Source organism: Salifodinibacter halophilus, assembly GCA_012999515.1.
In the GTDB taxonomy this organism is placed as follows: domain Bacteria; phylum Pseudomonadota; class Gammaproteobacteria; order Nevskiales; family Salinisphaeraceae; genus Salifodinibacter; species Salifodinibacter halophilus.
Genome location: JABEEB010000001.1, coordinates 1,251,448 through 1,277,023, shown reverse-complemented (window position 1 = coordinate 1,277,023; position 25,576 = coordinate 1,251,448). Strand labels below are relative to the sequence as shown.

At 58.0% G+C, this 25,576-nt stretch carries 32 protein-coding genes and 3 tRNA genes; all 35 read left to right on the top strand.

Annotated features, from left to right (window positions below):
• The first annotated feature begins 6 nt into the window (after nt 1-6).
• The 35 genes from HKX41_05800 to rpmD all read left to right on the top strand — a co-directional run bounded on the left by HKX41_05800 (nt 7) and on the right by rpmD (nt 25,575).
• Nucleotides 7-80: transfer RNA gene (locus HKX41_05800), tRNA-Gly, on the top strand.
• Nucleotides 81-85: 5 nt separating this feature from the next.
• Nucleotides 86-160: transfer RNA gene (locus tag HKX41_05795), tRNA-Thr, on the top strand.
• An 87-nt stretch (nt 161-247) separates the two neighbouring features.
• A tRNA-Trp gene (locus tag HKX41_05790) sits at nt 248-323 on the top strand.
• 48 nt (nt 324-371) lie between these two features.
• Nucleotides 372-746, top strand: a complete 375-nt coding sequence (gene secE, locus HKX41_05785; protein NNC23666.1) for a preprotein translocase subunit SecE — start codon at nt 372-374, stop codon at nt 744-746.
• Nucleotides 747-766: 20 nt separating this feature from the next.
• The gene (nusG, locus tag HKX41_05780; protein NNC23665.1) at nt 767-1,300 is read left to right on the top strand and encodes a transcription termination/antitermination protein NusG; all 534 of its coding nucleotides are present in this window, start codon (nt 767-769) and stop codon (nt 1,298-1,300) included.
• Between the two features lie 69 nt (nt 1,301-1,369).
• Nucleotides 1,370-1,798, top strand: coding sequence for a 50S ribosomal protein L11 (gene rplK, locus HKX41_05775; protein NNC23664.1), 429 nt, complete (start codon nt 1,370-1,372; stop codon nt 1,796-1,798).
• A gap of 2 nt (nt 1,799-1,800) precedes the next feature.
• The gene (rplA, locus tag HKX41_05770; GenBank protein ID NNC23663.1) at nt 1,801-2,496 is read left to right on the top strand and encodes a 50S ribosomal protein L1; all 696 of its coding nucleotides are present in this window, start codon (nt 1,801-1,803) and stop codon (nt 2,494-2,496) included.
• A 247-nt stretch (nt 2,497-2,743) separates the two neighbouring features.
• Nucleotides 2,744-3,271 (top strand): 50S ribosomal protein L10, encoded by a 528-nt coding sequence (rplJ, locus tag HKX41_05765; GenBank protein NNC23662.1) that lies wholly within the window; start codon nt 2,744-2,746, stop codon nt 3,269-3,271.
• 43 nt (nt 3,272-3,314) lie between these two features.
• Complete coding sequence (gene rplL / locus HKX41_05760) at nt 3,315-3,692, top strand: 50S ribosomal protein L7/L12 (protein NNC23661.1); 378 nt, start codon at nt 3,315-3,317, stop codon at nt 3,690-3,692.
• Nucleotides 3,693-3,864: 172 nt separating this feature from the next.
• Nucleotides 3,865-7,950 (top strand): DNA-directed RNA polymerase subunit beta, encoded by a 4,086-nt coding sequence (rpoB, locus tag HKX41_05755; protein NNC23660.1) that lies wholly within the window; start codon nt 3,865-3,867, stop codon nt 7,948-7,950.
• A 70-nt stretch (nt 7,951-8,020) separates the two neighbouring features.
• Nucleotides 8,021-12,301 (top strand): DNA-directed RNA polymerase subunit beta', encoded by a 4,281-nt coding sequence (gene rpoC, locus HKX41_05750; GenBank protein ID NNC23659.1) that lies wholly within the window; start codon nt 8,021-8,023, stop codon nt 12,299-12,301.
• Nucleotides 12,302-12,478: 177 nt separating this feature from the next.
• Entirely contained in the window at nt 12,479-12,853 is a 375-nt protein-coding gene (gene rpsL, locus HKX41_05745) for a 30S ribosomal protein S12 (GenBank protein NNC23658.1), read from the top strand.
• 19 nt (nt 12,854-12,872) lie between these two features.
• Nucleotides 12,873-13,346 (top strand): 30S ribosomal protein S7, encoded by a 474-nt coding sequence (gene rpsG / locus HKX41_05740; GenBank protein NNC23657.1) that lies wholly within the window; start codon nt 12,873-12,875, stop codon nt 13,344-13,346.
• Between the two features lie 29 nt (nt 13,347-13,375).
• A complete protein-coding gene (gene fusA / locus HKX41_05735; protein NNC23656.1) occupies nt 13,376-15,490 on the top strand; it encodes an elongation factor G in 2,115 nt (704 codons plus the stop codon).
• 12 nt (nt 15,491-15,502) lie between these two features.
• Nucleotides 15,503-16,693 carry an elongation factor Tu gene (gene tuf / locus HKX41_05730; GenBank protein ID NNC23655.1) on the top strand — a complete coding sequence of 397 codons (1,191 nt, stop codon included), beginning with the start codon at nt 15,503-15,505 and terminating at the stop codon, nt 16,691-16,693.
• A 3-nt stretch (nt 16,694-16,696) separates the two neighbouring features.
• Nucleotides 16,697-17,011, top strand: a complete 315-nt coding sequence (gene rpsJ, locus HKX41_05725) for a 30S ribosomal protein S10 (GenBank protein ID NNC23654.1) — start codon at nt 16,697-16,699, stop codon at nt 17,009-17,011.
• A 221-nt stretch (nt 17,012-17,232) separates the two neighbouring features.
• On the top strand, nt 17,233-17,898 hold the full coding sequence (gene rplC, locus HKX41_05720) for a 50S ribosomal protein L3 (GenBank protein ID NNC23653.1): 666 nt from the start codon (nt 17,233-17,235) through the stop codon (nt 17,896-17,898).
• Between the two features lie 6 nt (nt 17,899-17,904).
• On the top strand, nt 17,905-18,519 hold the full coding sequence (rplD, locus tag HKX41_05715; GenBank protein NNC23652.1) for a 50S ribosomal protein L4: 615 nt from the start codon (nt 17,905-17,907) through the stop codon (nt 18,517-18,519).
• Nucleotides 18,516-18,815 carry a 50S ribosomal protein L23 gene (gene rplW / locus HKX41_05710; protein ID NNC23651.1) on the top strand — a complete coding sequence of 100 codons (300 nt, stop codon included), beginning with the start codon at nt 18,516-18,518 and terminating at the stop codon, nt 18,813-18,815. Before rplD ends, rplW begins: the two co-directional genes overlap by 4 nt.
• A gap of 18 nt (nt 18,816-18,833) precedes the next feature.
• Entirely contained in the window at nt 18,834-19,670 is an 837-nt protein-coding gene (gene rplB / locus HKX41_05705; protein ID NNC23650.1) for a 50S ribosomal protein L2, read from the top strand.
• A gap of 12 nt (nt 19,671-19,682) precedes the next feature.
• The gene (rpsS, locus tag HKX41_05700) at nt 19,683-19,952 is read left to right on the top strand and encodes a 30S ribosomal protein S19 (GenBank protein ID NNC23649.1); all 270 of its coding nucleotides are present in this window, start codon (nt 19,683-19,685) and stop codon (nt 19,950-19,952) included.
• 7 nt (nt 19,953-19,959) lie between these two features.
• Nucleotides 19,960-20,292 (top strand): 50S ribosomal protein L22, encoded by a 333-nt coding sequence (gene rplV, locus HKX41_05695; GenBank protein ID NNC23648.1) that lies wholly within the window; start codon nt 19,960-19,962, stop codon nt 20,290-20,292.
• Between the two features lie 15 nt (nt 20,293-20,307).
• The gene (gene rpsC / locus HKX41_05690) at nt 20,308-20,985 is read left to right on the top strand and encodes a 30S ribosomal protein S3 (protein ID NNC23647.1); all 678 of its coding nucleotides are present in this window, start codon (nt 20,308-20,310) and stop codon (nt 20,983-20,985) included.
• A gap of 3 nt (nt 20,986-20,988) precedes the next feature.
• Nucleotides 20,989-21,402, top strand: coding sequence for a 50S ribosomal protein L16 (gene rplP / locus HKX41_05685; protein ID NNC23646.1), 414 nt, complete (start codon nt 20,989-20,991; stop codon nt 21,400-21,402).
• A 2-nt stretch (nt 21,403-21,404) separates the two neighbouring features.
• A complete protein-coding gene (gene rpmC / locus HKX41_05680) occupies nt 21,405-21,599 on the top strand; it encodes a 50S ribosomal protein L29 (GenBank protein NNC23645.1) in 195 nt (64 codons plus the stop codon).
• A gap of 20 nt (nt 21,600-21,619) precedes the next feature.
• On the top strand, nt 21,620-21,898 hold the full coding sequence (gene rpsQ / locus HKX41_05675) for a 30S ribosomal protein S17 (protein ID NNC23644.1): 279 nt from the start codon (nt 21,620-21,622) through the stop codon (nt 21,896-21,898).
• Nucleotides 21,899-21,908: 10 nt separating this feature from the next.
• Nucleotides 21,909-22,274 (top strand): 50S ribosomal protein L14, encoded by a 366-nt coding sequence (gene rplN / locus HKX41_05670; GenBank protein NNC23643.1) that lies wholly within the window; start codon nt 21,909-21,911, stop codon nt 22,272-22,274.
• A 2-nt stretch (nt 22,275-22,276) separates the two neighbouring features.
• Complete coding sequence (rplX, locus tag HKX41_05665; protein ID NNC23642.1) at nt 22,277-22,603, top strand: 50S ribosomal protein L24; 327 nt, start codon at nt 22,277-22,279, stop codon at nt 22,601-22,603.
• Nucleotides 22,604-22,613: 10 nt separating this feature from the next.
• Entirely contained in the window at nt 22,614-23,177 is a 564-nt protein-coding gene (gene rplE, locus HKX41_05660; protein ID NNC23641.1) for a 50S ribosomal protein L5, read from the top strand.
• Between the two features lie 9 nt (nt 23,178-23,186).
• The gene (gene rpsN / locus HKX41_05655; GenBank protein ID NNC23640.1) at nt 23,187-23,492 is read left to right on the top strand and encodes a 30S ribosomal protein S14; all 306 of its coding nucleotides are present in this window, start codon (nt 23,187-23,189) and stop codon (nt 23,490-23,492) included.
• Between the two features lie 22 nt (nt 23,493-23,514).
• Nucleotides 23,515-23,910, top strand: a complete 396-nt coding sequence (gene rpsH / locus HKX41_05650; GenBank protein NNC23639.1) for a 30S ribosomal protein S8 — start codon at nt 23,515-23,517, stop codon at nt 23,908-23,910.
• A gap of 26 nt (nt 23,911-23,936) precedes the next feature.
• Complete coding sequence (gene rplF, locus HKX41_05645; GenBank protein ID NNC23638.1) at nt 23,937-24,467, top strand: 50S ribosomal protein L6; 531 nt, start codon at nt 23,937-23,939, stop codon at nt 24,465-24,467.
• Nucleotides 24,468-24,504: 37 nt separating this feature from the next.
• The gene (rplR, locus tag HKX41_05640) at nt 24,505-24,861 is read left to right on the top strand and encodes a 50S ribosomal protein L18 (protein NNC23637.1); all 357 of its coding nucleotides are present in this window, start codon (nt 24,505-24,507) and stop codon (nt 24,859-24,861) included.
• 10 nt (nt 24,862-24,871) lie between these two features.
• Nucleotides 24,872-25,381, top strand: a complete 510-nt coding sequence (gene rpsE / locus HKX41_05635; GenBank protein NNC23636.1) for a 30S ribosomal protein S5 — start codon at nt 24,872-24,874, stop codon at nt 25,379-25,381.
• Nucleotides 25,382-25,392: 11 nt separating this feature from the next.
• Complete coding sequence (rpmD, locus tag HKX41_05630; GenBank protein NNC23635.1) at nt 25,393-25,575, top strand: 50S ribosomal protein L30; 183 nt, start codon at nt 25,393-25,395, stop codon at nt 25,573-25,575.
• The last annotated feature ends 1 nt before the right edge of the window (nt 25,576 follow it).

Sequence of the window (25,576 nt, the reverse complement as noted above, 5' to 3'; positions counted from 1 at the left end):
TTGCGCGCGGGCGTAGTTCAACGGTAGAACCTCAGCCTTCCAAGCTGATGATGCCGGTTCGATTCCGGTCGCCCGCTCCAGCGATGCCCATGTAGCTCAGTGGTAGAGCACTTCCTTGGTAAGGAAGAGGCCACCGGTTCAAATCCGGTCATGGGCTCCAGGCTGTTGGTTCGCATTTGGTTGTTGCTAAATCGGTAGACTATCTGCTACTCTTAGGCGCTTAACAGCAGCGCTGTGCTCTGTCGTCAGGTCAGTAGCTCAATTGGAAGAGCAGCGGTCTCCAAAACCGCAGGTTGGGGGTTCGAGCCCCTCCTGGCCTGCCAGCGACGGCACAGTTTAAGTTCACGCGGCATCCAGAGCGACGCTAGCCGATGGCGACCCAAGATAAACAGGCAAGCTCGTGGTTGGACGCGGCCATCATGTGGGTGGCCGTCGCGATTGTTGTCGCGAGCATCGTCGGCTACTACTACTTCACCTGGTACAGCGATCTGGTCCGAGTCCTCGGTATGATCGTGGGGGTTGGTGTAGCGGTTCTGGTGGCGGTTCAGTCGCAGTTCGGCCGAATCGCGTGGGGCTATGTTCAAGGCTCGCGCACGGAAGTCCGGCGTGTGGTGTGGCCGACACGCAAGGAGACCGTTCAGACCACGGCAATGGTGGTTCTGGTGGTTCTGATCCTGGCGGTATTTATCTGGGCGCTCGACATCCTGCTGGGATGGAGTGTCTCGCTTTTGACCGGTCGGCTGTAAGCGCAATACAAGAGGAACGTATGGCCAAGAAGTGGTACGTCGTACACGCGCTGTCGCAGCATGAGAATAAAGTGCGCGATGCGCTGGCCGACCATGTGACGCGTAGCGAAGCTGGAGAGTCGTTCGGCGATATTCTGGTTCCGACCGAGGAAGTCGTCGAAGTTAAAAATGGGCAGCGGCGCACGACTGAACGCAAGTTCTTTCCGGGTTACGTGCTGGTGCAAATGGACATGACCGATGACACTTGGCACCTGGTTAAAAATGTGCCTGGTGTGCTTGGGTTTATCGGTGGCACGGCCGATCGTCCGGCGCCGATTTCGGATCGCGAGGCCGAGCAGATTCTGAATCGGGTCGAAGAATCGGTCGAAAAGCCGCGACCGAAGACGGTCTTCGAGCCCGGTCAGGAAGTGCGCGTCACCGATGGTCCGTTTTCAGAATTTAACGGTGTGGTCGAAGAAGTTAACTACGACAAGAACCGGCTTCGCGTCGCGGTCACTATTTTTGGTCGCTCGACGCCGGTTGATCTTAGTTTCGATCAGGTTGAAAAAGGCTAGCCGGACGGCTGGCTAATCGGGGAGCGTGGGCCTTAGCTCGCGTGTTCGGACCCAGCTAGAGAGGAAGCAATGGCAAAGAAAATCACGGGCTATATCAAGCTCCAGATTCCAGCCGGGCAGGCTAAGCCGAGCCCGCCGGTCGGGCCCGCGCTCGGCCAGCATGGTGTCAATATCATGGAGTTCTGTAAGGCGTTCAACGCCGAGACGCAGGACGCCGAACAAGGGTTGCCGACACCGGTGGTCATCACCGTATTCTCGGACCGCAGTTTTTCGTTTGTCACCAAGACGCCGCCGGCGTCGGTGCTGTTGAAAAAGGCGGCCAATGTGAGTGGCGGCTCGGGTGATCCGTTGCGCAATAAGGTGGGTAGTGTGACTACGGCCCAGTTGCAGGAGATCGCCGAGGCCAAGTGGCCGGATTTGAACGCCGCTAACATGGACGCAGCGATTCGGATTATTGGTGGCAGCGCCCGGAGCATGGGCCTGAACGTGGAGGGCTGATCATGGCCAGATTATCGAAAAGAAAAGCGGCCGCGCGCGATCAGATCGACCCGGTGAAGGATTACCCGGTCGACGAGGCATTGACCACGTTGAAGAAATTGGCCAATGCTCGCTTTACCGAGTCGGTCGAGGTTGCTGTTCGACTGGGCGTTAATGCCCGTAAGTCGGATCAGAACGTACGTGGCTCAACCGTGCTGCCGCACGGCACAGGTAAAAGTGTGCGCGTGGCGGTGTTCACCCAGGGCGCGAATGCCGATACGGCTCGCGCGGCGGGCGCCGATATCGTCGGTCTCGAGGATCTTGCCGAGCAAGTGCAGGATGGTCAGATGGACTTCGATATGGTCGTGGCCACGCCGGATGCCATGCCAGTAGTCGGCAAGTTAGGCCAAATTCTAGGCCCGCGCGGTCTGATGCCCAATCCGAAGACCGGCACGGTAACCACCGATGTGGAAACCGCGGTGGCTAACGCTAAGGCGGGCCAGGTTCAATACCGTATCGACAAGGCCGGCATCATTCACTGCGCGATTGGCAATGTGGATTTTGGTAACGAGGCGCTGGCTGAAAATCTAGCGGCGCTGATCGCTGATCTGCGGCGTGCTAAACCGTCCACCGCCAAGGGCGTGTATCTCAAGAAAATTTCGCTGTCGACGACCATGGGGCCGGGCTTGACGCTTGATCCCAGCTCGTTGGCGGCTTGAATCGAGGGCCGGAACTGGTCCAAACGAGGTCCTTTGCAGTGCAGCCAAAGATAGGGGTTGCCACTTCAAAGACCGCAAGGTGTTCGGTTAACCGGCGGTGCTGCCTTCATGTGGCACGGGTCGGTTACCGGGCTTAATGGCGATCCGCCAGCCTGCGTAGATGGCGTGAGTCGGCCGCAAGTAGGTCGGCGAACCGCTTCAAGGTCCCGGCGCCGTGGTGGCGTCGGTTGTTAAAGGAGAAATGACAATGGCCACAAGTTTTCAAGCCAAGCAGGCCATGGTCGCGGAAGTCGGTGACGTCGCCAAGCGCGCGCATTCGGCGGTCTTGGCCGAATACCGAGGGTTGAGCGCCGGTCAGATGGATGAGCTTCGCAAGAACGCGCGTGAAGATGGTGCGTATCTGAAGGTCATCAAGAACACGGTCGCCAAGCGAGCGGTTGCTGGCACCGACTACGAATGCCTCAGCGAGGCGTTGACGGGGCCGGTGTTGATGGGCTTTTCGCTCGAAGACCCCGGGTCTGCGGCACGCGTGCTCACAAAGTTTCGTAACGAGCATGGCGTTGTGCAGGTGACTGCCGTATCGCTCGGCGGCGAGCTGTTGCCGGCCGCGCAGGTCGAACGACTGGCTAGTCTGCCGACCTATGACGATGCGATTTCGCAGTTGATGCGGGCCATGCGTGGACCGGTCGAAGCGCTGGCACGTACCACCCGTGAGCCGGCTGCGAAACTCTCGCGCAGTGTCGCTGCAGTCCGTGATCAGAAGCAGGCCGCTTAAGCGGTTGAATCCAAAACTGGCACCAGCATTTAAGGAGTAAATAATGGCTGCTACCAAGGAAGAAGTACTCGAATCAATCAGTCAGATGTCCGTTATGGAGGTCGTGGAACTGGTTGAAATGATGGAAGAGAAATTCGGCGTGTCGGCGGCGGCCCCCGTAGCGGCGGCCCCAGCGGCTGGCGGCGATGCCCCGGCCGAAGCCGAAGAGCAAACCGAGTTCGACGTTGTGTTGTCCAGCCCGGGCGATAACAAGGTCGGTGTAATCAAGGCCGTGCGTGCCATCACTGATCAGGGCCTGAAAGAGGCCAAGGAAGTGGTCGAAAACGTACCGTCGACCTTGAAGGAAGGCGTCGAAAAAGCCGACGCTGATGAAATGAAATCGCAGCTTGAGGAAGCCGGCGCGTCGGTTGAGCTCAAGTAAGTCAGACGCTGGCCGCTCACGCGGTCGGTACCGCGCCACCTCCGCGGTGGCGTAATCCGGGAACTGGCTGGTGCCCATTGAGGGGCCGGCCTTTTCTCGTTATTGACGTGATCCGGCATCGGTGTGGCCGGGCACGTTAGTACTGCCAATACAACTGCCAAGAGTTGATGCCATGGCCTACTCGTTTACCGAGAAAAAACGTATCCGCAAGGATTTTGCCCAGCAGCCGTCGGTATTGGAAATGCCGTTCCTGCTGGAAACTCAGCTTCATTCCTATCGACAGTTTCTGCAGGCTGACAAGAACCCTGGTCAGCGCGAGGACGTAGGGCTTCAGGCCGCGTTGTCGTCCGTGTTTCCCATGGAAGCTCACTCTGGCAGTGCTGCGCTCGAGTTCGTCAGCTATCGGCTCAGCGCGCCCGAGTTCGACGAATCGGAATCACGCGTTCGGGGCATGATCTATGCCGCTCCGCTGCGTGTGACTGTGCGCCTGATTATCTACGACAAGGACAGCAAGGCGACGCCCAAGCCGGTCAAGGATATCAAGGAGCAGGAAGTCTACATGGGCGAGCTGCCGCTCATGACTGACACCGGTACGTTTATCGTCAACGGTACCGAGCGGGTAATCGTCAATCAACTGCACCGTAGCCCGGGTGTTTTCTTCGACCATGATCGGGGTAAGACGCATTCTTCGGGTAAGTATCTCTATACGGCGAGGGTGATCCCCTACCGTGGTTCGTGGCTCGATTTCGAATTCGATCCCAAGGATAATGTTTTCGTGCGCATCGACCGTCGGCGTAAACTGCCGACGACAGTGCTGCTGCGCGCGCTCGGTTTTGATACCGAGCAGATTTTGGCTCAGTTCCATGAGACCACCACGTTCCGTCTGACCGACGACGGCGTGACCATGGATCTGATCGCCGAGCGGCTGCGCGGTGAAACTGCGACCTTCGATATCTACGCGGGCGGTGAGCTGGTCGTGGCCGAAGGCAAGCGCATCACCGTGCGGCATATCCGCCAGCTTGAACAAGCCGGTGTCGAGTCGCTCGATGTGCCAACCGAATATTTGGTCGGCAAGGTCCTTGCGCGTGCGATCATCGATGAAAATACCGGTGAGGAGATTGCTGCGGCCAATGCGGAAGTCACTGAGGAAATGGTCAGCGCGTTCCGCGCCGCCGGTATCACCGAGATCCCGACGCTGTATATCAACGATCTCGATCATGGGCCGTATATCTCCAATACGCTGGCGATCGATCCGACCACCAGTGAATTAGAAGCCAAGCTCGAAATCTACCGGATGATGCGGCCCGGCGAGCCGCCGACTGAAGATGCCGCGGAAAACCTGTTTGCGAACCTGTTCTTTAATCCGGAACGCTACGATTTATCGGCGGTAGGCCGGATGAAGTTCAATCGCCGGATCGGCCGTGAGTCGGCCGAGGGCGAGCTGGTGCTGTCGACCGACGACATTGTCGCCGCGCTCGAGGAGCTGTTGGCGATCCGTAATGGCCACGGCACGACTGACGACATTGATCATCTAGGCAATCGGCGCGTTCGTAGCGTGGGCGAGATGGCCGAAAACTCGTTCCGGACCGGCTTGGTGCGTGTCGAGCGCGCGGTGCGCGAACGCTTGTCGCAGGCCGAATCCGAAGGCCTCATGCCGCAGGATCTGATCAACGCCAAGCCAGTGGCCGCAGCGGTCAAGGAGTTTTTCGGTTCATCGCAGCTCTCGCAGTTCATGGACCAGAACAACCCGTTGTCGGAAATCACGCATAAACGGCGTGTTTCGGCGCTCGGGCCAGGCGGTCTGACGCGGGAGCGGGCTGGTTTCGAGGTGCGTGACGTGCACGCGACCCACTACGGCCGTATCTGTCCGATTGAGACGCCGGAAGGTCCGAATATTGGGTTGATCAACTCATTGTCGGTCTATTCCCGTACCAATAAGTATGGCTTTCTGGAAACGCCTTACCGAAAGGTCGTGGATGGCAAGGCGACCCATGAGATCGAGTATCTGTCGGCGATCGAAGAAGGTCGCTACGTCATCGCCCAGGCCAACTCCGAACTCGATGACGACGATCAGCTCGTGAGTGATCTGGTTTCGTGCCGGCACCAGGGCGAATTCACGTTGTCGGCGCCGGATCGCGTCCAATACATGGACGTCTCGCCGAAACAGATCATGTCGGTGGCAGCATCGCTGGTGCCGTTTATCGAGCACGATGACGCCAACCGTGCGCTGATGGGCTCGAACATGCAGCGCCAAGCGGTGCCTTGCCTGCGAGCGGAAAAGCCGTTGGTGGGCACAGGTATTGAGCGCAAGGTGGCTATCGACTCTGGTAACGCCGTGGTCGCGCGTCGAGGCGGCGTGGTCGAGAAAGTCGATGCGTCGCGCGTCGTCATTCGAGTACATGACGATGAGGCCGGCGATGACGATACCGGCGTCGACATCTACAACATGGTCAAATACACCCGCTCGAACCAGAACACCTGCGTGAACCAGAAACCGCTGGTCGCACCGGGTAACGATCTGGCGCGCGGTGACGTTTTGGCTGACGGCCCGTCGACCGATATTGGCGAATTGGCGCTCGGCCAGAATCTGTTGGTGGCCTTCATGCCCTGGCATGGCTACAACTTCGAGGATGCGATCCTGATTTCGGAGCGTATCGCCGAGCAGGACCGGTTCACCTCGGTCCACATCGAAGAGCTGACCTGTACGGCGCGCGAGACCAAGCTAGGGTCCGAGGAAGTCACCGCCGATATTCCGAATGTCAACGAAGCGGCCCTTTCCAAGCTCGACGAAGCGGGCGTGGCGTATGTCGGGGCCGAGGTTTCGGCTGGCGATATCCTGGTGGGCAAGGTCACGCCTAAGGGTGAGACCCAGTTGACGCCGGAGGAGAAGCTCCTGCGTGCGATCTTCGGTGAGAAAGCTTCCGACGTTAAGGATTCGTCGCAGCGTGTGCCGCCGGGCATGGATGGCACGGTCGTGGATGTGCGGGTGTTCACCCGTGACGGTGTCGAGAAAGACGCGCGTGCATTGTCGATCGAGGAAGATGAGCTGGCTGCGGTTCGCACCGATCTCAATGACCAGCAGCGGATCTTCGAAGACGATCTGTTCGATCGCTTGCGGACTATGCTCATGGGCAAGGTCGCCGATGGCGGCCCGAATAAGCTTGAAGCTGGCTCCAAGATCAAGGCCGACTATCTAGATAGCTTTGACGACCGTGAGAAGTGGTTCGACATTCGGTTGCGCGACGAAGCTGCTCAAAATCGTCTGGAAGCCGCGTCCAAGCGTCTGGCTGATCAGAAGGCCGAGTTCGAACGCCGATTCGATTCCAAGAAGGAAAAGATCACCCAGGGCGACGAATTGGCTCCGGGCGTGCTGAAAATGGTCAAGGTCTATCTTGCGATCCGCCGACCGATCAAGTCGGGCGACAAGATGGCTGGCCGGCACGGCAACAAGGGCGTCATTTCGGAGATCGTGCCGGTCGAAGACATGCCGCACCTGGAAGACGGTACGCCGGCCGATATCGTGCTGAATCCGCTTGGTGTGCCGTCGCGTATGAACATCGGTCAGGTATTGGAAACCCATCTTGGCTGGGCGGCCCGCGGTATTGGCAGCCGAGTGCAGGACATGCTCGAGCGTGAACGGGCCGTGGGTGAAATCCGCGAGTTCCTGAATAAGGCCTACCACGTGGAAAATGGCACCCAGGAGGCCGTCGACAGCTTGACCGATGACGAGATGTTAACCATGGCTCGCAATCTGGTCGACGGTATGCCAACGGCCACGCCGGTCTTCGACGGTGCCCATGAAGATCAAATTCGCGAATTGTTGCAGCTCGCGGGACTGCCGGAATCGGGGCAGAGCACGTTGATCGACGGCCGCACGGGTGAAACCTTCCAGCGGCCGGTGACGGTCGGCTATATGTACATGCTTAAGTTGAACCATCTGGTCGACGATAAAATGCACGCCCGCTCGACCGGCCCGTACTCGCTGGTCACCCAGCAGCCATTGGGTGGTAAGGCACAGTTCGGCGGTCAGCGATTCGGTGAAATGGAGGTCTGGGCCCTGCAAGCCTATGGTGCGGCCTACACGCTGCAGGAGATGCTCACGGTCAAATCCGATGACGTCGCCGGTCGGACCCGCATGTACAAGAACATCGTCGACGGTGACCATCGCATGTACGCGGGTATGCCGGAGTCATTCAACGTGTTGACCAAGGAAATCCGCTCGCTTGGCATGAACATCGAATTGGAGCGCGACCAATAGCGGTAACGGGGCGTACCGAGCGCCCCGTCGCCGGGAATGTTCAACGCGCGCTGATTATCCGGAGAAGGGTATGCAAAACCTAGAGAATTTTTTCAAAAAAGACGAAGACGAAGACGAAGACTTCGATGCCATCAAGATCGGGTTGGCCTCGCCCGAGACTATGCGCTCGTGGTCTTACGGCGAAGTTAAAAAGCCCGAGACCATCAACTATCGCACGTTCAAGCCTGAGCGCGATGGTTTGTTCTGTGCCCGCATCTTCGGTCCTGTCAAGGATTACGAGTGTCTGTGCGGTAAATACAAGCGCATCAAGCACCACGGTGTTGTGTGTGAAAAATGCGGCGTCGAGGTCACCCAGACCAAGGTGCGTCGCGAACGTATGGGGCATATCGACCTCGCCGCGCCGGTTGCCCATATTTGGTTTCTAAAGAGTTTGCCGTCGCGCATCGGCTTGCTGCTGGACATGCCGCTGCGGGCGATTGAGCGGGTGCTCTACTTTGAAGCCTATATCGTCACCGACCCCGGCATGACACCGATGGAGCCGTTCACGCTCCTGTCGGAAGAGGAGTATCTCGACGCGGTTGAGACCCACGGCGATGAATTCTCGGCCCAAATGGGCGCCGAGGCGGTACTCGATATTCTCAAGAATATGGACTTGACCGCCGAATCAGCGCGTGTACGTGAAGAGTTAAATGCCACCGGCTCGGCGACCAAGATCAAGCGCCTCGGCAAACGGCTGAAAATTCTTGAGAGTTTCCAGGCGTCGAACAACAAGCCCGAGTGGATGATCCTGCGCACGCTGCCGGTGCTGCCGCCGGATCTCCGTCCGCTCGTGCCGCTCGATGGCGGCCGTTTCGCGACCTCGGACTTGAATGATCTCTACCGGCGCGTGATCAACCGCAACAACCGACTGGCCCGGCTGCTGGATTTGAATGCGCCGGACATCATCGTGCGCAACGAAAAGCGGATGCTGCAGGAATCAGTGGACGCGCTGATCGATAACGGCCGCCGCGGCCGCGCGATCACTGGCCAGAACCGGCGCCCATTGAAATCCCTTGCGGATATGATCAAGGGCAAGCAGGGCCGTTTCCGTCAGAACCTGCTCGGCAAGCGTGTCGATTATTCGGGTCGTTCGGTCATCGTTGTTGGTCCGACGCTGAAACTCCATCAGTGTGGCCTGCCCAAGCAGATGGCGCTGGAGCTTTTCAAGCCGTTCATCTACAGCCGCCTGCAGCGGTTGGAATATGCCTCGACCATCAAGGCCGCCAAGAAAATGGTCGAGCGCGAAGAGTCTCAAGTTTGGGACATGCTCGAGGACGTTATCCGCGAGCATCCGGTGTTGTTAAACCGTGCACCGACGCTGCACCGTCTAGGTATTCAGGCGTTCGAGCCGGTTCTGATTGAAGGCAAGGCCATCCAGCTGCATCCGCTGGTCTGCACCGCGTTCAACGCTGACTTCGATGGCGACCAGATGGCGGTTCACGTGCCACTGTCGATCGAGGCTCAGATGGAGTCGCGCGTGCTGATGATGGCCTCGAACAACATCCTGTCGCCGGCTTCGGGCGAGCCGATCATCGTGCCGACCCAGGACGTTGTTCTGGGGATTTATTGGATGACGCGCTCACGGGTCAATGCGACCGGCGAAGGTATGACGTTCGCCGACATCGCTGAAGTCCGGCGCGCATATGACGCCGGGGTTGTGCACCTGCAGGCGCACGTCAAGGTTCGGATCGACGACGTTGAACGCCATGAAGATGGTAGCTTCACGTCGATCACGCACGTTGTTGATACCACTGTTGGTCGGGCGTTGCTGGCCGAGATCTTGCCCGAACGCATCCCGTTCGAGTTGATCAACCGCGAGCTGGATAAAAAGGCCGTTGGTGAAGTCATTAACGCCAGCTATCGCGATGTCGATCAGAAAGACACCGTGGTGTTTGCGGACCAGCTGATGTATACCGGCTTCCGGATGTCGACCCAGGCGGGTATCTCGATCGCCGTTGATGACATGGTCGTTCCGGCCGAGAAAACGGAGATCCTCGACCGCGCGCAGAATGAGGTCAAGGAAATCGAGGACCAGTACACCTCGGGCCTTGTCACCGAGGGCGAGCGCTACAATAAGGTCATCGACATTTGGTCGCGTGCCAACGAGCAGAACGCCTCGGCCATGATGGACAAGCTGGGTCTGGATGAGGTGACCGATGCTGAAGGTAGCACCTTCAATCAGACCTCGTTCAACTCCATCTATATGATGGCTGACTCCGGGGCGCGTGGTAGTGCTGCCCAGATCCGTCAGCTCGCAGGTATGCGTGGCTTGATGGCCAAGCCGGACGGGTCGATTATCGAAACGCCGATTACGGCCAATTTCCGTGAAGGCCTGAATGTTCTCCAGTACTTCATCTCCACGCACGGTGCCCGTAAAGGGCTGGCCGACACGGCGTTGAAGACTGCTAACTCCGGGTACCTCACCCGGCGATTGGTCGACGTGTCGCAGGACGTGGTAGTCACCGAAGAAGATTGTGGTACCGAGGAATCCATTCCGATGTACCCGATCGTGGAAGGTGGTGATGTAGTCGAGCCACTGCGCGAACGTGTGCTCGGTCGAGTGCTGGCCGAGGACGTGGTGGATCCTGCCACTAACGAGACATTGCTTGAGCAGGGTCTGCTACTTAACGAACACGCAGTGGATCTGCTCGAATTGCATTCGGTCGATCAAGTTTCGGTCCGCAGCCCGATCACTTGTGAAGCTCGTATTGGTGTTTGTGCTAAATGCTATGGGCGCGATTTGGCCCGTGGTGAGCCGGTTGCGACTGGCGAAGCGGTTGGCGTAATCGCCGCACAGTCGATCGGCGAGCCAGGCACGCAGCTAACCATGCGTACGTTCCACGTGGGTGGTGCGGCCTCCAGGTCGGTCGCGGCCGACGGCGTCGAAGTCAAGGTTGACGGCACGGCGAAGCTGCACAACATTAAGACCGTGACGCACGCTGAACATGGCCATCTCGTGGCTGTATCGCGTTCGGGTGAGTTCGGTGTGATCGATGAAAACTTCCGGGAGGCGGAGCGCTATAAGATCCCGTACGGTGCGAAACTGAATGTCGCCGACGGTGAGGCGGTGTCCGCCGGGGATCGCGTTGCTGACTGGGATCCGCATACGCACCCGATCGTTTCCGAAGTCGCCGGTACGGTGAAATTCGAATCGTTCGTCGAGGGCGTCACAGTCCAGCGCGACATGGATGAAGTTACCGGTGTGTCGACGCTGGTGGTTACCGACACCCAGCAGCGTGGCTCCGGTAGCAAGGATCTGCGACCGGTGATCAAGCTGGTCGATGACAACGGTAACGAGCTCAACTTCCCGGGTACCGACATAACCGCGTCTTACAGTCTGCCGCCGCGAGCGATCGTGGTCGTTGAAGATGGCCAGAGCATCGTGGTGGGTGACGTCTGTGCACGTATTCCGCAGGAATCGTCCAAGACGCGCGATATCACCGGTGGTTTGCCGCGAGTGGCCGATTTGTTCGAGGCACGCAAGCCGAAGTCGCCGGCCATCTTGGCCGAGGGCGGCGGCACGATTCGCTTTGGCGAAGCGACCAAAGGCAAGCAGCGGCTAAAAATCGTCGATGGCGAAGGCCGCGAAACCGAGGTTATGGTGCCGAAATCGCGCCAGATCGATGTGTTCGAGGGCGAATACATTGAGAAAGGCGAGGTTGTCTCGGAAGGGGAGCCGCTGCCGCATGACATCTTGCGGTTGCAAGGCATTCCGAAGTTAGCTGACTATCTGGTTCGCGAGATTCAAGACGTCTATCGCCTGCAGGGCGTGCGCATCAATGACAAGCACATCGAAGTCATCGTGCGTCAGATGCTGCGGCGGGTCGAAATCCTCGACACCGGTGACACCGCGTTCCTGCAGGGTGAACAGATCGAATACCAGGCCGTGGTCGAAGCCAACAAGCGGGCCGAGGCACGCGGTGAAACGCCTGCACGTTTCGAGCGCCTGTTGTTGGGGATCACCAAGGCCAGTCTGTCGACCGAGTCGTTTATCTCGGCGGCCTCCTTCCAGGAGACAACACGGGTGCTCACCGAAGCAGCGGTGCGTGGCGGCCGCGACCGACTCAAAGGCTTGAAGGAAAACGTTATCGTCGGCCGGTTGATCCCGGCGGGAACTGGCTTGGCCTACCACGAGCAACGGCGCCGCGAGCGTGCAGGGTCGCTGGATCTCGAGGGCGCGTTGCCGCCCGATGCAGCCAACGCCGGTGGCGATACCGTAATCTCCGAGCAGGCCGACACGCAGGCAGATGGCCAGTCGGAAACCGCGGATAGTGACGTTATCTCGTCGGCTTCATCTTTGTCGCAGGACTAGGTAGAGGTACTAGAACGGCCCTCGGCTGCGGCGGTGTAGTAACCGCCGTACCGAGGGTTCCACAAGCTTGGGCTTTGATTGACATCAAGGCCAGCTTAAACTAATATGCAGCGTTTAATTTCGGCCCGTCACAACGTGCCGGGTTAGCGCCGTATCAGCGCAAGAGGACTGAACAGGTTGTCAACTGTTAACCAGCTCGTCCGCAAGGGACGCAAAGACAAGCCCAAAAAGGATCCGGTGCCAGCACTGGAAAAGTGCCCGCAGCGCCGCGGCGTGTGCACCCGGGTTTATACCACTACACCGAAAAAGCCGAACTCGGCGCTTCGTAAGGTTGCGCGTGTGCGCCTGACCAATGGCTATGAAGTCGCCAGTTATATTGGCGGTGAAGGTCATAACCTGCAGGAGCACTCAGTGGTGCTCGTGCGCGGTGGCCGTGTTAAGGACTTGCCCGGTGTTCGTTACCATACCGTACGCGGTGCGCTCGATGCTTCGGGCGTTGACGCGCGGCGACAGGGCCGTTCCAAATACGGCGCCAAGAAGCCGAAGAAATAACTGTTAACGAGTTAAGATTATGTCTCGCCGTTTTTCCGCGCCGCGCCGCGAAATCTTGCCTGACCCGCGTTTCAATAGCGAAATGCTGGCCAAATTCATGAATATGATCATGAGTCACGGCAAGAAGTCGAAGGCTGAAACCATTCTTTATGGTGCTATCGACCAAATTTCGACCCGTAAGGGCACTGATGAGCCGTTGGAAGTACTCGAGCAGGCGCTCGATAATGTGCGACCGACGGTCGAGGTCAAGTCGCGCCGTGTTGGTGGTGCGACCTATCAGGTTCCGGTCGAGGTGCGTGCGGTTCGTCGCACCACGTTAGCCATGCGCTGGGTTATCGCGGCGTCGAAAAAGCGTAGCGAGAACACGATGGCGCGCCGATTGGCTGGCGAGTTGACCGACGCTGCCGAGCATCGCGGCGCAGCCGTGAAAAAGCGTGAAGACACGCACCGTATGGCCGACGCCAACAAGGCGTTTTCGCACTTCCGCTGGTAACGGCGCCGCCTCGTAACGAAGTACAGCTTATGGCACGCAATCACCCGCTTAGTCACTATCGCAATATCGGTATTGCCGCGCATATCGATGCCGGTAAAACGACCACGACCGAGCGCGTTCTCTATTACACCGGTATTTCGCACAAGATGGGTGAAGTCCACGATGGCGCAGCCGTCATGGACTGGATGTCGCAGGAGCAAGAGCGCGGCATCACCATCACATCCGCTGCGACGACCTGTTTCTGGCAGGGCATGGAGCAGCAATACCCGGAGCAATACCGGGTCAACATCATTGATACGCCGGGTCACGTTGACTTCACGATCGAGGTCGAGCGTAGTCTCCGTGTATTGGATGGCGCGGTCTGTGTGCTGGATGCCAATGCGGGTGTCGAGCCTCAGACGGAGACAGTCTGGCGCCAGGCCGATAAGTATCGCGTGCCGCGTATAACGTTCGTCAATAAGATGGACAAGCTGGGCGCCGACTACGGTCGTTGTCTATCGATGATGCGCGAGCGGCTGTCGACCATGCCAGTCACCGTGCAGTTGCCGATCGGCGCCGAAGATGAGTTTGCCGGCGTTGTCGACCTGATGCGCATGCAGGCGATTTACTGGAATGAGCAGGATGCGGGTCGGACGTTTGAGGCGGCCGAGATTCCGGCCGATCTGCAAGCCGAGGCCGAGAAGTATCGCGCCGAGATGATAGAGGCCGCGGCAGAAGCCAGCGAGGAGCTGTTAGAGAAGTATCTGGCAGACGGGGATTTATCCAATGAGGATATCAAGGCCGGTCTGCGCGCGCGGGTTATCAATAATGAGATCTGCGTCACGCTGTGTGGTACAGCGTTCAAAAACAAGGGTGTTCAAGCAATGCTGGACGCCGTTGTCGATTATCTGCCGGCGCCAACCGAAGTGCCGTCGATCAAGGGTTACGATTCCAAAGATCCGGACGTGGCCATTGAGCGCACTGCCAGTGATGATGAGCCGTTTTCAGGGCTGGTGTTCAAAATCACCACTGATCCGTACGTTGGCACGTTATCGTTCGTGCGCGTGTATTCCGGGGTTCTGAAATCCGGTGATACAGTCTATAACCCGCTCGAGAATAAGAAAGAGCGCGTGGGTCGCATCCTTCAGATGCACTCCAATTCGCGCGAAGAGGTCAGCGAGGTTCGTGCGGGCGATATCGTTGCTCTGGTTGGTCTGAAGAATGTGACCACGGGGTATACGTTGTGCGCGGTAGACACGCCCGTGGTGCTTGAGCGCATGGAGTTCCCTGATCCGGTGATTTCGGTTGCCGTTGAGCCTAAATCCAAGGCCGATCAAGAAAAGATGGGTATGGCGCTCGGTAAGCTTGCCCAGGAAGATCCGTCTTTCCAGGTTCGTACCGATGAAGAGACCGCGCAGACGATTATTTCGGGTATGGGCGAGCTCCATCTGGAAATTATTGTCGATCGCTTAAAGCGCGAATTCAAAGTCGACGCGAATATTGGTGCCCCGCAGGTAGCCTATCGCGAGACCATTCGTGCCGAGGTCGAGCAGGAAGGCAAGTTCATCCGCCAGTCAGGCGGCCGCGGCCAATACGGTCACGTGTTTCTACGCGTGGCGCCGCAAGAAGAAGCGGGTGCTGGTTACCAGTTTGTCAACGCCAGCGTGGGTGGCGTTGTGCCGCGTGAATACATCAGCTCCGTCGATAACGGAGTGCAGGAGTCCATGGCCGAGGGCGTGATCGCTGGCTATCCAATGGTCGATGTGAAGGTCACACTCTACGATGGCTCCTATCATGACGTTGACTCGAATGAGGCGGCGTTTAAAATAGCGGGATCTATGGCGTTTCGCGAAGGCGCCAAGAAGGCCTCCCCTGTTCTGCTCGAACCCATGATGGACGTAGAAGTCGTCACGCCCGAAGAGTATATGGGCGATGTTATGGGGGATCTGAACCGGCGGCGTGGCCACGTTGAAGGTATGGATGATATTCCGGCTGGTAAGCAGTTGTCTGCGCTGGTGCCGCTGTCGGAAATGTTTGGCTACTCAACTGACCTGCGATCGATGACGCAGGGGCGTGCGACGTACACCATGCAGTTCGAGAAATATTCGCAGGCTCCGTCGAGCGTTGTCGAAGCGCTCACCCGGAATCAACCCGAAAAGGCATAAGAGGAAGGAACCGTGTCCAAGGAAAAATTTGATCGCAGCAAATCGCACGTCAACGTCGGCACTATTGGCCACGTGGACCATGGTAAGACGACGCTGACTGCGGCGATGACCGTGGTCTCGAACCAGTCGTACGGGTCCGAGGCGAGCGCGTTCGATACGATTGACAAGGCGCCGGAAGAAAAAGATCGTGGCATCACGATTTCCACGGCGCATGTTGAGTACGAGTCAAGCAGCCGGCACTACGCGCACGTCGATTGCCCCGGTCACGCTGACTACGTCAAGAATATGATTACCGGTGCCGCCCAAATGGACGGCGCTGTCCTCGTGGTTTCCGCGGCCGATGGCCCGATGCCGCAAACTCGTGAGCACATTCTGCTCGCGCGGCAAGTCGGTGTGCCGTATATCGTCGTTTACTTGAACAAGGCCGACATGGTCGACGACGAAGAGCTGCTGGAACTTGTGGAAATGGAAGTCCGGGAGCTTCTGAGCGAATACGATTTCGCGGGCGATGATACGCCGGTTATCGTTGGTAGCGCGTTGAAGGCGCTGGAAGGCGACGAAGGCGAGCATGGCAAGCAATCGATCCTTAAGCTGGTCGAGGCGATGGACGAAGCCATTCCGGAGCCGGATCGGCCGATCGACGGCCCGTTCCTGTTGCCGATTGAAGACGTCTTTTCGATTTCCGGTCGCGGTACCGTCGCAACCGGGCGTGTCGAGCGTGGTGTAATCAATCACGGCGAGGATGTTGAACTCGTTGGCCTCCACGAAACCCGTAAGACTACAGTCACGGGTGTCGAGATGTTCCGGAAGCTGCTGGACAGTGGCCGGGCTGGTGACAACATTGGCGCGCTGTTGCGCGGCGTCAAGCGCGAAGACATCGAGCGAGGCCAGGTCTTGGCCAAGCCGGGGTCGATTACTCCGCATACCAAGTTCGAATGCGAAGTCTATATTCTGAAGAAGGATGAAGGCGGTCGTCATACGCCGTTTTTCAAGGGCTACCGGCCCCAGTTCTACTTCCGGACTACGGATGTGACCGGTTCTTGCGAATTGCCAGCGGACACTGAAATGGTCATGCCGGGTGATAACGTCGCCATGACCGTCGAGCTCATTTCGCCGATTGCCATGGAAGAAGGCTTGCGCTTTGCGATCCGTGAAGGCGGTCGTACCGTGGGCGCTGGCGTCGTCAGTAAGATTACGGAATAAACGATGGCCGCTAGCCAAAATATACGGATTCGTCTCAAAGCCTTCGATCATCGTCTGATCGACAAATCGGCTGGCGAAATTGTGGACACAGCGAAGCGGACCGGTGCCCAGGTGCACGGTCCGATTCCGCTGCCCACCAAGATTGAGCGCTATACGATTCTGACGTCGCCGCACGTGGATAAACGGGCTCGGGATCAGTACGAGATCCGCACGCATAAGCGAATGATGGATATCGTTGAGCCGACGGAGAAGACGGTCGACGCGCTTATGAAGCTCGATCTCGCCGCCGGCGTCGATGTGCAGATTAAGCTGCAATAACTATCGCGAATTGGTTGGCAGGGTGTAATCAGAACTGATATACTCTGTCGACTAATCAGCCGTTAGGAAACAAGTCGACGAACTGTCATCCCCTCTAGCGAGTGATGGCAAGCGGGCTTGAAATTACCCGGCGCGATTTATCGCGCCTTGTTGAAAATCGAATTTGTGAGCATGTGCATGGCGGCTTTTGCCATGGGTGTGTTGTATCCGGGAGACGTCACATGAGCGTCGGTCTTGTAGGACGAAAAAGAGGCATGACGCGGGTTTTCGATGCCGATGGCACAGCGACGGCCGTTACCGTTGTTGAAGTAGGCGCGAACCGCGTAGTGACGCAGAAGACAGCCGAGCGAGACGGTTATCGCGCCATCCAGGTGACGGCCGGTTCGCGAGCGCGTAATCGATTGAATGCGCCGGAAACGGGGCACTTTCGTGCGGCGGGTGTCGAAGCGGGCGATATTCTTTGTGAATTTCGTCTAAGCAACGAAGAGTCGTTTGACGAGTTGGAGGCGGGTGCCGAATTGACGGTCGATCGCTTCCAGGTTGGTCAGTTCGTTGACGTGGTTGGTCGGTCCATCGGTAAGGGCTACGGCGGCGTCATCAAGCGGCACAATTTCAGGTCGCAGCGTTCGACCCACGGTAATGCGAAATCGCATCGTGCGCCTGGCTCGATTGGGCAAAACCAGTCGCCTGGCCATGTGTTCAAGGGTAAAAAGATGGCCGGCCAGCTCGGCAATGCCCGAACAACATTGCAGAATCTTCGTGTTGTGCGGGCCGATAGCGAGCGTGGTGTATTGCTTGTCGCGGGTTCGGTGCCTGGTCCGAAAAACGGCTACGTGGAACTACGGCCCGCTGTCAAGAAAGTGGCGCCGGAAGCGAGCGAGGGCTAGATCGTCATGGCAGAGCAAATGCAAGTCGGCGGCGATAGCGGCCAGATTACGCTTTCCGAGGCGGTATTCGGGCGGTCGTTTAATGAAGCCTTGGTACACCAGGTTGTTACGGCCGAGCGTGCTGCTGCGCGGGCTGGAACCAAGCAGCAAAAAGGCCGCTCAGATGTCAGTGGGGGTGGTAAAAAGCCCTGGCGGCAGAAAGGCACGGGCCGTGCCCGCGCAGGCACGATCCGCAGCCCGATTTGGGTCGGTGGTGGTGTAACATTTGCCGCGCGGCCGCGTTCTTTTGATCAAAAGGTCAACAAGAAAATGTATCGCGGCGCGGTGTGTTCGGCGCTGTCGGCGCTTGCGGGTAGCGAGCGCTTGTCGATAGTTGCTGATCTTTCGCTCGAAAATCGTAAGACGAGCGATTTTTTGGAAGCGATGACTAGTCGAGGCGTGCGCGACGTCGAGCTGCTTGTAGTGGCTTCGGTTGACGATGCCTTGCAGTATTCGGCTCGTAATGTGCGTGGTCTACGAGTCATCTCGGTAGCTGCGCTCGGGGTGGCCGATTTAGTGGCCAGTGACAAAGTTGCGGTGACCGTGTCGGCTAAAGGTGCCCTCGAGGAGTGGTTGGGATGAATACCGAACGTATGTACGAAGTTCTGCGCACGCCCGTGATTTCGGAAAAGGCGTCGACGCAGACCGAAAATGCCAATCAGGTCGCATTTGAAGTTCGTAGTGATGCCACTAAGCCGGAAATAGCGGCGGCTGTGGCCAAACTGTTCGACGTGACGGTCAAGAAGGTCAACACGGTCGCGATGCCCTCTAAAACTAAGCGTTTTCGTGGGTTTGCCGGTAAGCGTAATGGTTGGCGTAAGGCCTACGTTACGCTTGGCGATGGCGATCAGATCGACTTCCTCGGCAGCGTACAGTAAAGGTTTTCGGGAGTTTTCATGGCGATTAAACGACATAGGCCGACATCGCCGGGCACGCGCTTTATTGCTAGCGTGCGCGATAACCGGCTGTATAAAGGTGCGCCGTACAAGCCACTAACCGAGACAAAAACTCGGTCCGGTGGGCGCAACGCCGCTGGCCGCATGACGACGCGTCGTCGTGGCGGTGGTCACGAGCAGCGTTATCGCTTTATTGACTTCAAGCGCGCCAAGGATGGCATTACGGCCACGGTGGAGCGTTTGGAGTATGATCCAAACCGCAGCGCGCGTATTGCTCTGGTCTGTTACGCAGATGGTGAGCGGCGCTACGTTATTGCGCCGCGTGGCTTGGAAGTTGGTCATCAGATTGAGAATGGTGCGACCGCGGCGATTCGCCCAGGTAACGCACTGCCGCTGGCTAATATGCCGATCGGCTCGATCGTGCACTGTGTGGAGCTACGGCCGGGCAAAGGTGCGCAGCTTGGACGCACGGCTGGCACAGGTATCCGGTTCGCTGGGCGGGCAGGTGAGTTCGCTGTTCTGCGGTTGAAATCGGGCGAAACGCGACGTGTCCATATCAACTGTCGCGCGACAGTTGGTGAAGTGGGCAATTCGGAACATAGTCTTACCCAACGTGGCAAGGCAGGCGCGAGTCGGTGGCGTGGTAAGCGCCCGACGGTGCGCGGCGTGGCCATGAACCCGATCGATCACCCGCACGGCGGCGGCGAAGGTCGAACCAGTGGTGGTCGGCATCCGGTTAGCCCGTGGGGTTGGAAGACCAAGGGTTATAAGACGCGGTCCAATAAGCGGGCCGAGAATATGATCATTCGCCGGCAGTCTAAGCGCAAGCGGCGTTAACGCGAGTAATAAATGCCACGTTCAATCAAGAAAGGGCCGTTTATCGACGTTCACTTGCAGCGCAAGGTCGAGACGGCACAAAACTCTGGATCCAAAAAACCGATCGCGACCTGGTCGCGGCGTTCGATGGTGACGCCCGACATGATCGGGTTGACGATCAATGTTCATAACGGGAGGCGGCATATCCCGGTTCTTGTGTCCGAGAACATGGTCGGTCATAAGCTGGGCGAGTTCGCGCCGACGCGGACGTTCAAGGGCCATTCGGGCGACCGTAGGAGTTAAGGACGTCATGGAAACGACAGCAAAACTGCGCTTCGCACGGGTGTCGCCTCAAAAAGCACGCTTGGTCGTTGATGAAATTCGTGGCCTGTCTGCTGAAGACGCGCTGACACGGCTCGAATTCTCGACTCAGAAAGCGGCCGGCGTTGTGCGCAAGGTTGTTGAGTCGGCGGTTGCCAACGCCGAACACAATGACGGTGCGGACATCGATGAGCTGAGAGTTTCGGTCGCCATGGTCGACGAAGGGCCGATCATGAAGCGCATGAAACCTCGGGCGCGCGGCCAGGCAGACCGCATTCAGAAGCGCACAAGTCACGTCGTAATCCGCGTGGCGGACAGGTAACCCGGGTAGATAACTATGGGACATAAGGTACATCCAACCGGTTTCCGGCTCGGTGTCACTACCGAGTGGAGCTCGCGCTGGTACGCGGAAGGAACCGACTATCGCGATACGCTTCTAAGCGATATCCAAATCCGCGATTTCATCCGGCAGCGGCTGGCTAATGCATCGGTAAGCCGAATCCAAATCGATCGCCCGGCTCGCTCGGCGCGTATCACGATTCATACGGCACGCCCGGGTATTGTCATCGGCAAAAAGGGTGAGGATATCGACCGCCTGAGGGTTGAGGTATCCGAGCGGATGGGCGTGCCAGTCCATTTGTCGGTGGAAGAAATTCGGCGTCCGGAGCTCGATGCGTATCTCGTAGCGCAGAATATTGCGCAACAACTCGAGCGTCGCATCATGTTTCGGCGCGCGATGAAGCGTGCGGTTGGCAACTCGATGCGTCTTGGCGCTGGTGGTATCCGGGTCAACGTCGCCGGGCGCCTTAACGGTTCCGAAATTGCGCGAACTGAGTGGTATCGCGAAGGGCGAGTGCCGCTGCATACGCTGCGCGCCGATATAGACTATGGCTTGGCTGAAGCCATGACGATGTATGGCGTGATCGGCGTCAAGGTTTGGATCTTCAAGGGCGAAGTCTTTGATACCGACACGGCGACGGAAGCTGTGACGGCTAGCGAGACAGCAACGGGGTAAACCATGCTGCAACCGAATAACCTAAAATACCGCAAGGTCCAGAAAGGGCGTAATCGTGGTCTGGCTCGGCGGGGTAACGAAGTAAGCTTTGGCGAGTTCGGTCTAAAAGCGACCACACGCGGCAGGCTTACGGCGCGGCAACTGGAAGCCGGGCGACGTGCATTTACGCGGCATATCCGCCGTGCTGGGAAAACATGGATTCGTGTATTCCCCGATAAGCCGGTTACCGGCAAGCCTATCGAAGTTCGTATGGGCAAGGGTAAGGGTAACGTCGAATACTATGTCGCACCGGTTCAGCCGGGCGCCATGATTTTCGAGATTGAAGGTGTGAGCCGCGAGGTGGCGCGCGAAGCGTTTCGCTTGGCAGCGTCGAAACTTCCGGTCAAGACAGCGTTCGTCGAACGCACGGTGTCGTAATCATGGATGTCGAGACATTGCGTGGGAAAACAGCGCAGGAGCTGGATTCGGAGTTGGTCGCGCTCAGGCGTGAGCAGTTCAATCTGCGTATGCAGCAGGCTACCGGGCAGCTGACGCAGACGCATCAGTTCAAAACGGTTCGCCGTAACATCGCGCGCATCAAAACAGTGAAGCGCGAAGCTGCAGCTAAGGAATAACGATGGCAGAAGACGGTGATATGACGGACAACGGCGCGGCAGGTAATACCCGCTGCCAGACTGGGTTCGTGGTCAGCAATCGAATGGATAAAACAGCGGTTGTCGTGCTTGAGCGGCGTACCAAACATTCGCTGTACAAGAAATATGTGCGGCGTAGTACGCGTATCAAGGTTCACGATGAGGACAATGCTGCGCAAATCGGCGATTTCGTAGAAGTGTCCGAGTCGCGGCCGCATGCGCGGACCAAAAGTTGGGCACTAGTGCGCGTAATTGAGCGTGCCAGTCAGGTTGGAGCGTAGGTAACCAGCGATGATACAAACCGAATCAGTACTCGGCGCAGCCGATAACAGCGGCGCGCGTGCGATGCAGTGCATCAAGGTTCTGGGTGGCTCGCACCGTCGTTACGCACGCATTGGTGACATTATCAAGGTCAGCGTAAAGGATGCGATCCCGCGTGGACGTGTGCGTAAGGGTCAGGTGATGAATGCCGTCGTAGTCCGCTCGCGACGAGGTGTGCGGCGTGGTGACGGCTCGGTAATCCGGTTCGATGCCAATGCTGCCGTTTTATTGAATAACGAGAATCAGCCGATTGGCACGCGTATTTTTGGTCCGGTGACCCGTGAGCTTCGCGCACGATTCATGCGAATCATTTCGCTGGCGCCGGAGGTTTTATGAGTCTGTCGCGAATCCGTGTGGGCGACCAGGTTGTGGTTGTTGCAGGCCGGTCGCGTGGTCAGCGCGGCACTGTCTCGGCGAAACGCAACGATGGACGGTTTATTGTCGACGGTGTGAACATCGTCAAGAAAACGGTGCGCCCCGATCCCAATCAAGGGGTACAGGGCGGTATCGAAGAACAGGAAGCGCCGATCCATGCGTCCAATGTCATGATCTATAACCCGAGTACTAAGAAGCACGATCGGGTGGGATGTAAGACGGTCGAGGATGGTGGCACCAGTCGCCGGGTGCGTTATTACAAGTCGACCGGCGAAGTCATCGACGGTTAGGTAAGAATCGATGAGTGAACAGAAACAATGGAGTCCGCGTCTACAGCGGACCTATCGCGAAACGATCGTGCCGCGCCTAATCGAGCAGTTTGGATATACCAATACGATGGCCGTGCCAGCGTTATCCAAAATCACGCTGAACATGGGGCTAGGCGAGGCGGTTTCAGACCGTAAGGTCATCGACTCAGCCATGGAAGAACTTGGGTTGATCGCGGGCCAAAAGCCGGTGATGACCCGAGCGCGGAAGTCGGAGGCCGGTTTTAAAATTCGTACCGGTTGGCCGATTGGCTGCAAGGTGACACTGCGACGTGCCCGGATGTATGAGTTTCTCGATCGGCTGGTCAACGTTGCGTTGCCACGGATTCGGGATTTTCGCGGTCTCAGCCCAAAGTCGTTCGACGGGCGCGGGAATTACAGCCTCGGGGTGCGTGAGCAGATTGTCTTCCCGGAGATTGATTATGACCGCGTCGATACACTGCGCGGCATGGATATCGTTATTACGACAACAGCGCACAACAATGCCGAGGCCCGAGGGCTGCTCGATGGTTTCGAGCTGCCGTTTCGGAACAGCTAGGATAACGCTATGGCTAAGAAATGCATGATCGAGCGCGATCGCAAGCGAACCGAAACGGTCGCGCGCTATGCCGAAAAGCGGCGTGCCATCAAGGCGCGAATCGCCGATCCGAACGCAACACCCGAGGAGCGAATGGCTGCGAGCCAACAACTCCAGAAGTTGCCGCGCGACGCTAGCCCAACGAGGAAGACTCGGCGTTGTAATTTGACCGGTCGTGCTCGGGGCACGTATCGGAAATTTGGGCTGTCACGTAATCAGCTCCGGCAAGCGGCTATGCGCGGCGAAGTGCCGGGCCTGACGCTTTCTTCCTGGTGAATCGGCGAGGTTATCGATTGTCATGAGTATGACGGACCCAATCGCGGATATGCTGACGCGCATCCGTAACGGCCAGGCAGCCGAGCACCGGGCGGTGTCAATGCCATCGTCGAAGTTGAAAACCGCCGTTGCGAAGGTGTTGGCGGACGAAGGCTTCATTCGGCAGTACACGACCGAGGCTGTAGACGGTAAGTCGGTGTTACGCATCGAGTTAAAATATTTCCAGGGTGACGGCGTGATCGAACGTATCGAGCGCGTCTCGAAGCCCGGCCTCCGCGTTTATCGCGGCAAGCGTGATGTGCCGCGTGTCGTAGGTGGCCTTGGTGTTGCCGTGGTATCGACTTCGAACGGCGTTATGACTGATCGTCAGGCACGTGAAGTCGGCTGCGGTGGCGAAGTTCTTTGTTACGTCGCATAGCGACGGTTTAGTCCAGGTAGTAGATCATGTCTCGAGTAGGTGGTGCCCCGGTCAAGTTGCCCGACGGCGTTGAATGCCAAGTTGCTGCGGGTACGGTCACGGTCTCCAAGGGAGATACCGTGCTCAGTACTGAGCTTCCGAGAGGGGTTGATCTCTCGGTTGAAGCTGGTGAAGCAACCATGGTCTCAACCGCGCGACGCAAGAATGCGGCCATGATGGGTACGGCGCGCGCCAATGTGCAAAATTTGGTGACCGGCGTTACCGAAGGCTTTGTGCGGCGCTTGCAGCTCGTTGGTGTGGGCTATCGTGTGCAGGCGAGTGGTAACCGGCTTTCGCTTTCGCTTGGGCTGTCCCATCCAGCGATTTACGAAGTTCCGGACGAGATTAGCGTCGAAGTACCTTCGGCCACCGAGATTGTGCTGCGCGGTACGGACAAACAGAAGGTTGGTCATGCGGCGGCAGAAATCCGTCAATTTCGGCCCCCGGAACCGTATAAGGGCAAAGGTATTCGCTACGCCGACGAATACGTTATCCGCAAGGACCCGAAGAAGAAGTAGGCGACTCACGAACACGCGAGCAGGATACTTACAGGCCATGCAGACCAAAACAGTACAACGGAAGCGGCGCGCCCGACGTGCCCGAGGGTGGATCGAGCGCCAAGGCGCGACGCGCCTATCGGTGCACCGAACGCCGCGGCATATTTATGCCCAGATCACTCAACCCGACGGCTCGCGGACTTTGGCTTCAGCGTCGACGGTGGAATCGGTCGTGGCGAATGAATGCCAGCAGACCGGTAATGTAGCCGCCGCTGAAATAGTAGGGCGCACAATTGCCGAACGCGCTCAGGCTATCGGTGTGGATACCGTGGCTTTTGATCGTTCTGGCTTTGCGTACCACGGCCGTGTTCGCGCGCTCGCCGACGCGGCTCGCGACGGCGGCCTCAAGTTCTAGGAAACCGACTATGGCGAATCGTAACGACCAGCGCACCGAAACCGATCTGCTCGAGCGACTAATCACCGTTAACCGCGTGGCTAAGGTCGTGCAGGGTGGTCGGCAGTTCCGCTTTGCTGGACTGACTGTAGTCGGTGACGGCGAAGGCCGGGTTGGCTTCGGCTATGGCAAGGCACGTGAGGTGCCGTTGGCTATATCGAAATCAATGGATGCCGCGCGCAAGAATATGATCCGAGCGACCCTGAACGAGGATATGTCGCTGCAGCACGACCTCGTCGGCCGCCACGGTGCGACTAAAGTAATCATGCGGCCAGCGTCGGCCGGTACCGGCATTATCGCTGGTGGTGGTATGCGCGCCGTATTTGAGGTGGCTGGTGTGAACAACGTGCTGGCTAAATGCTACGGCTCGCGCAACCCACTCAACATCGTGCGCGCAACTGTTAACGGTCTGCGCAGCATGCACGATCCGGAATATATTGCCGCCAAGCGTGGTATGAGCGTGGAGCAGATCCAGGCCTAGGAGCAATGGTGATGGCGGATACACTGAAAATAACCTTGAACCGTGGTCTGTCTGGCCAGACCAAGAATCGTCGCGCCTGCGTACGTGGGCTTGGATTGAAGCGGCGTCAACATCAAGTCGTGGTGGCGGATACGCCGGAGAACCGCGGGATGATTAATAAGGTCGCCGATATGATCTCGGTGGAGCGAGCTTAAG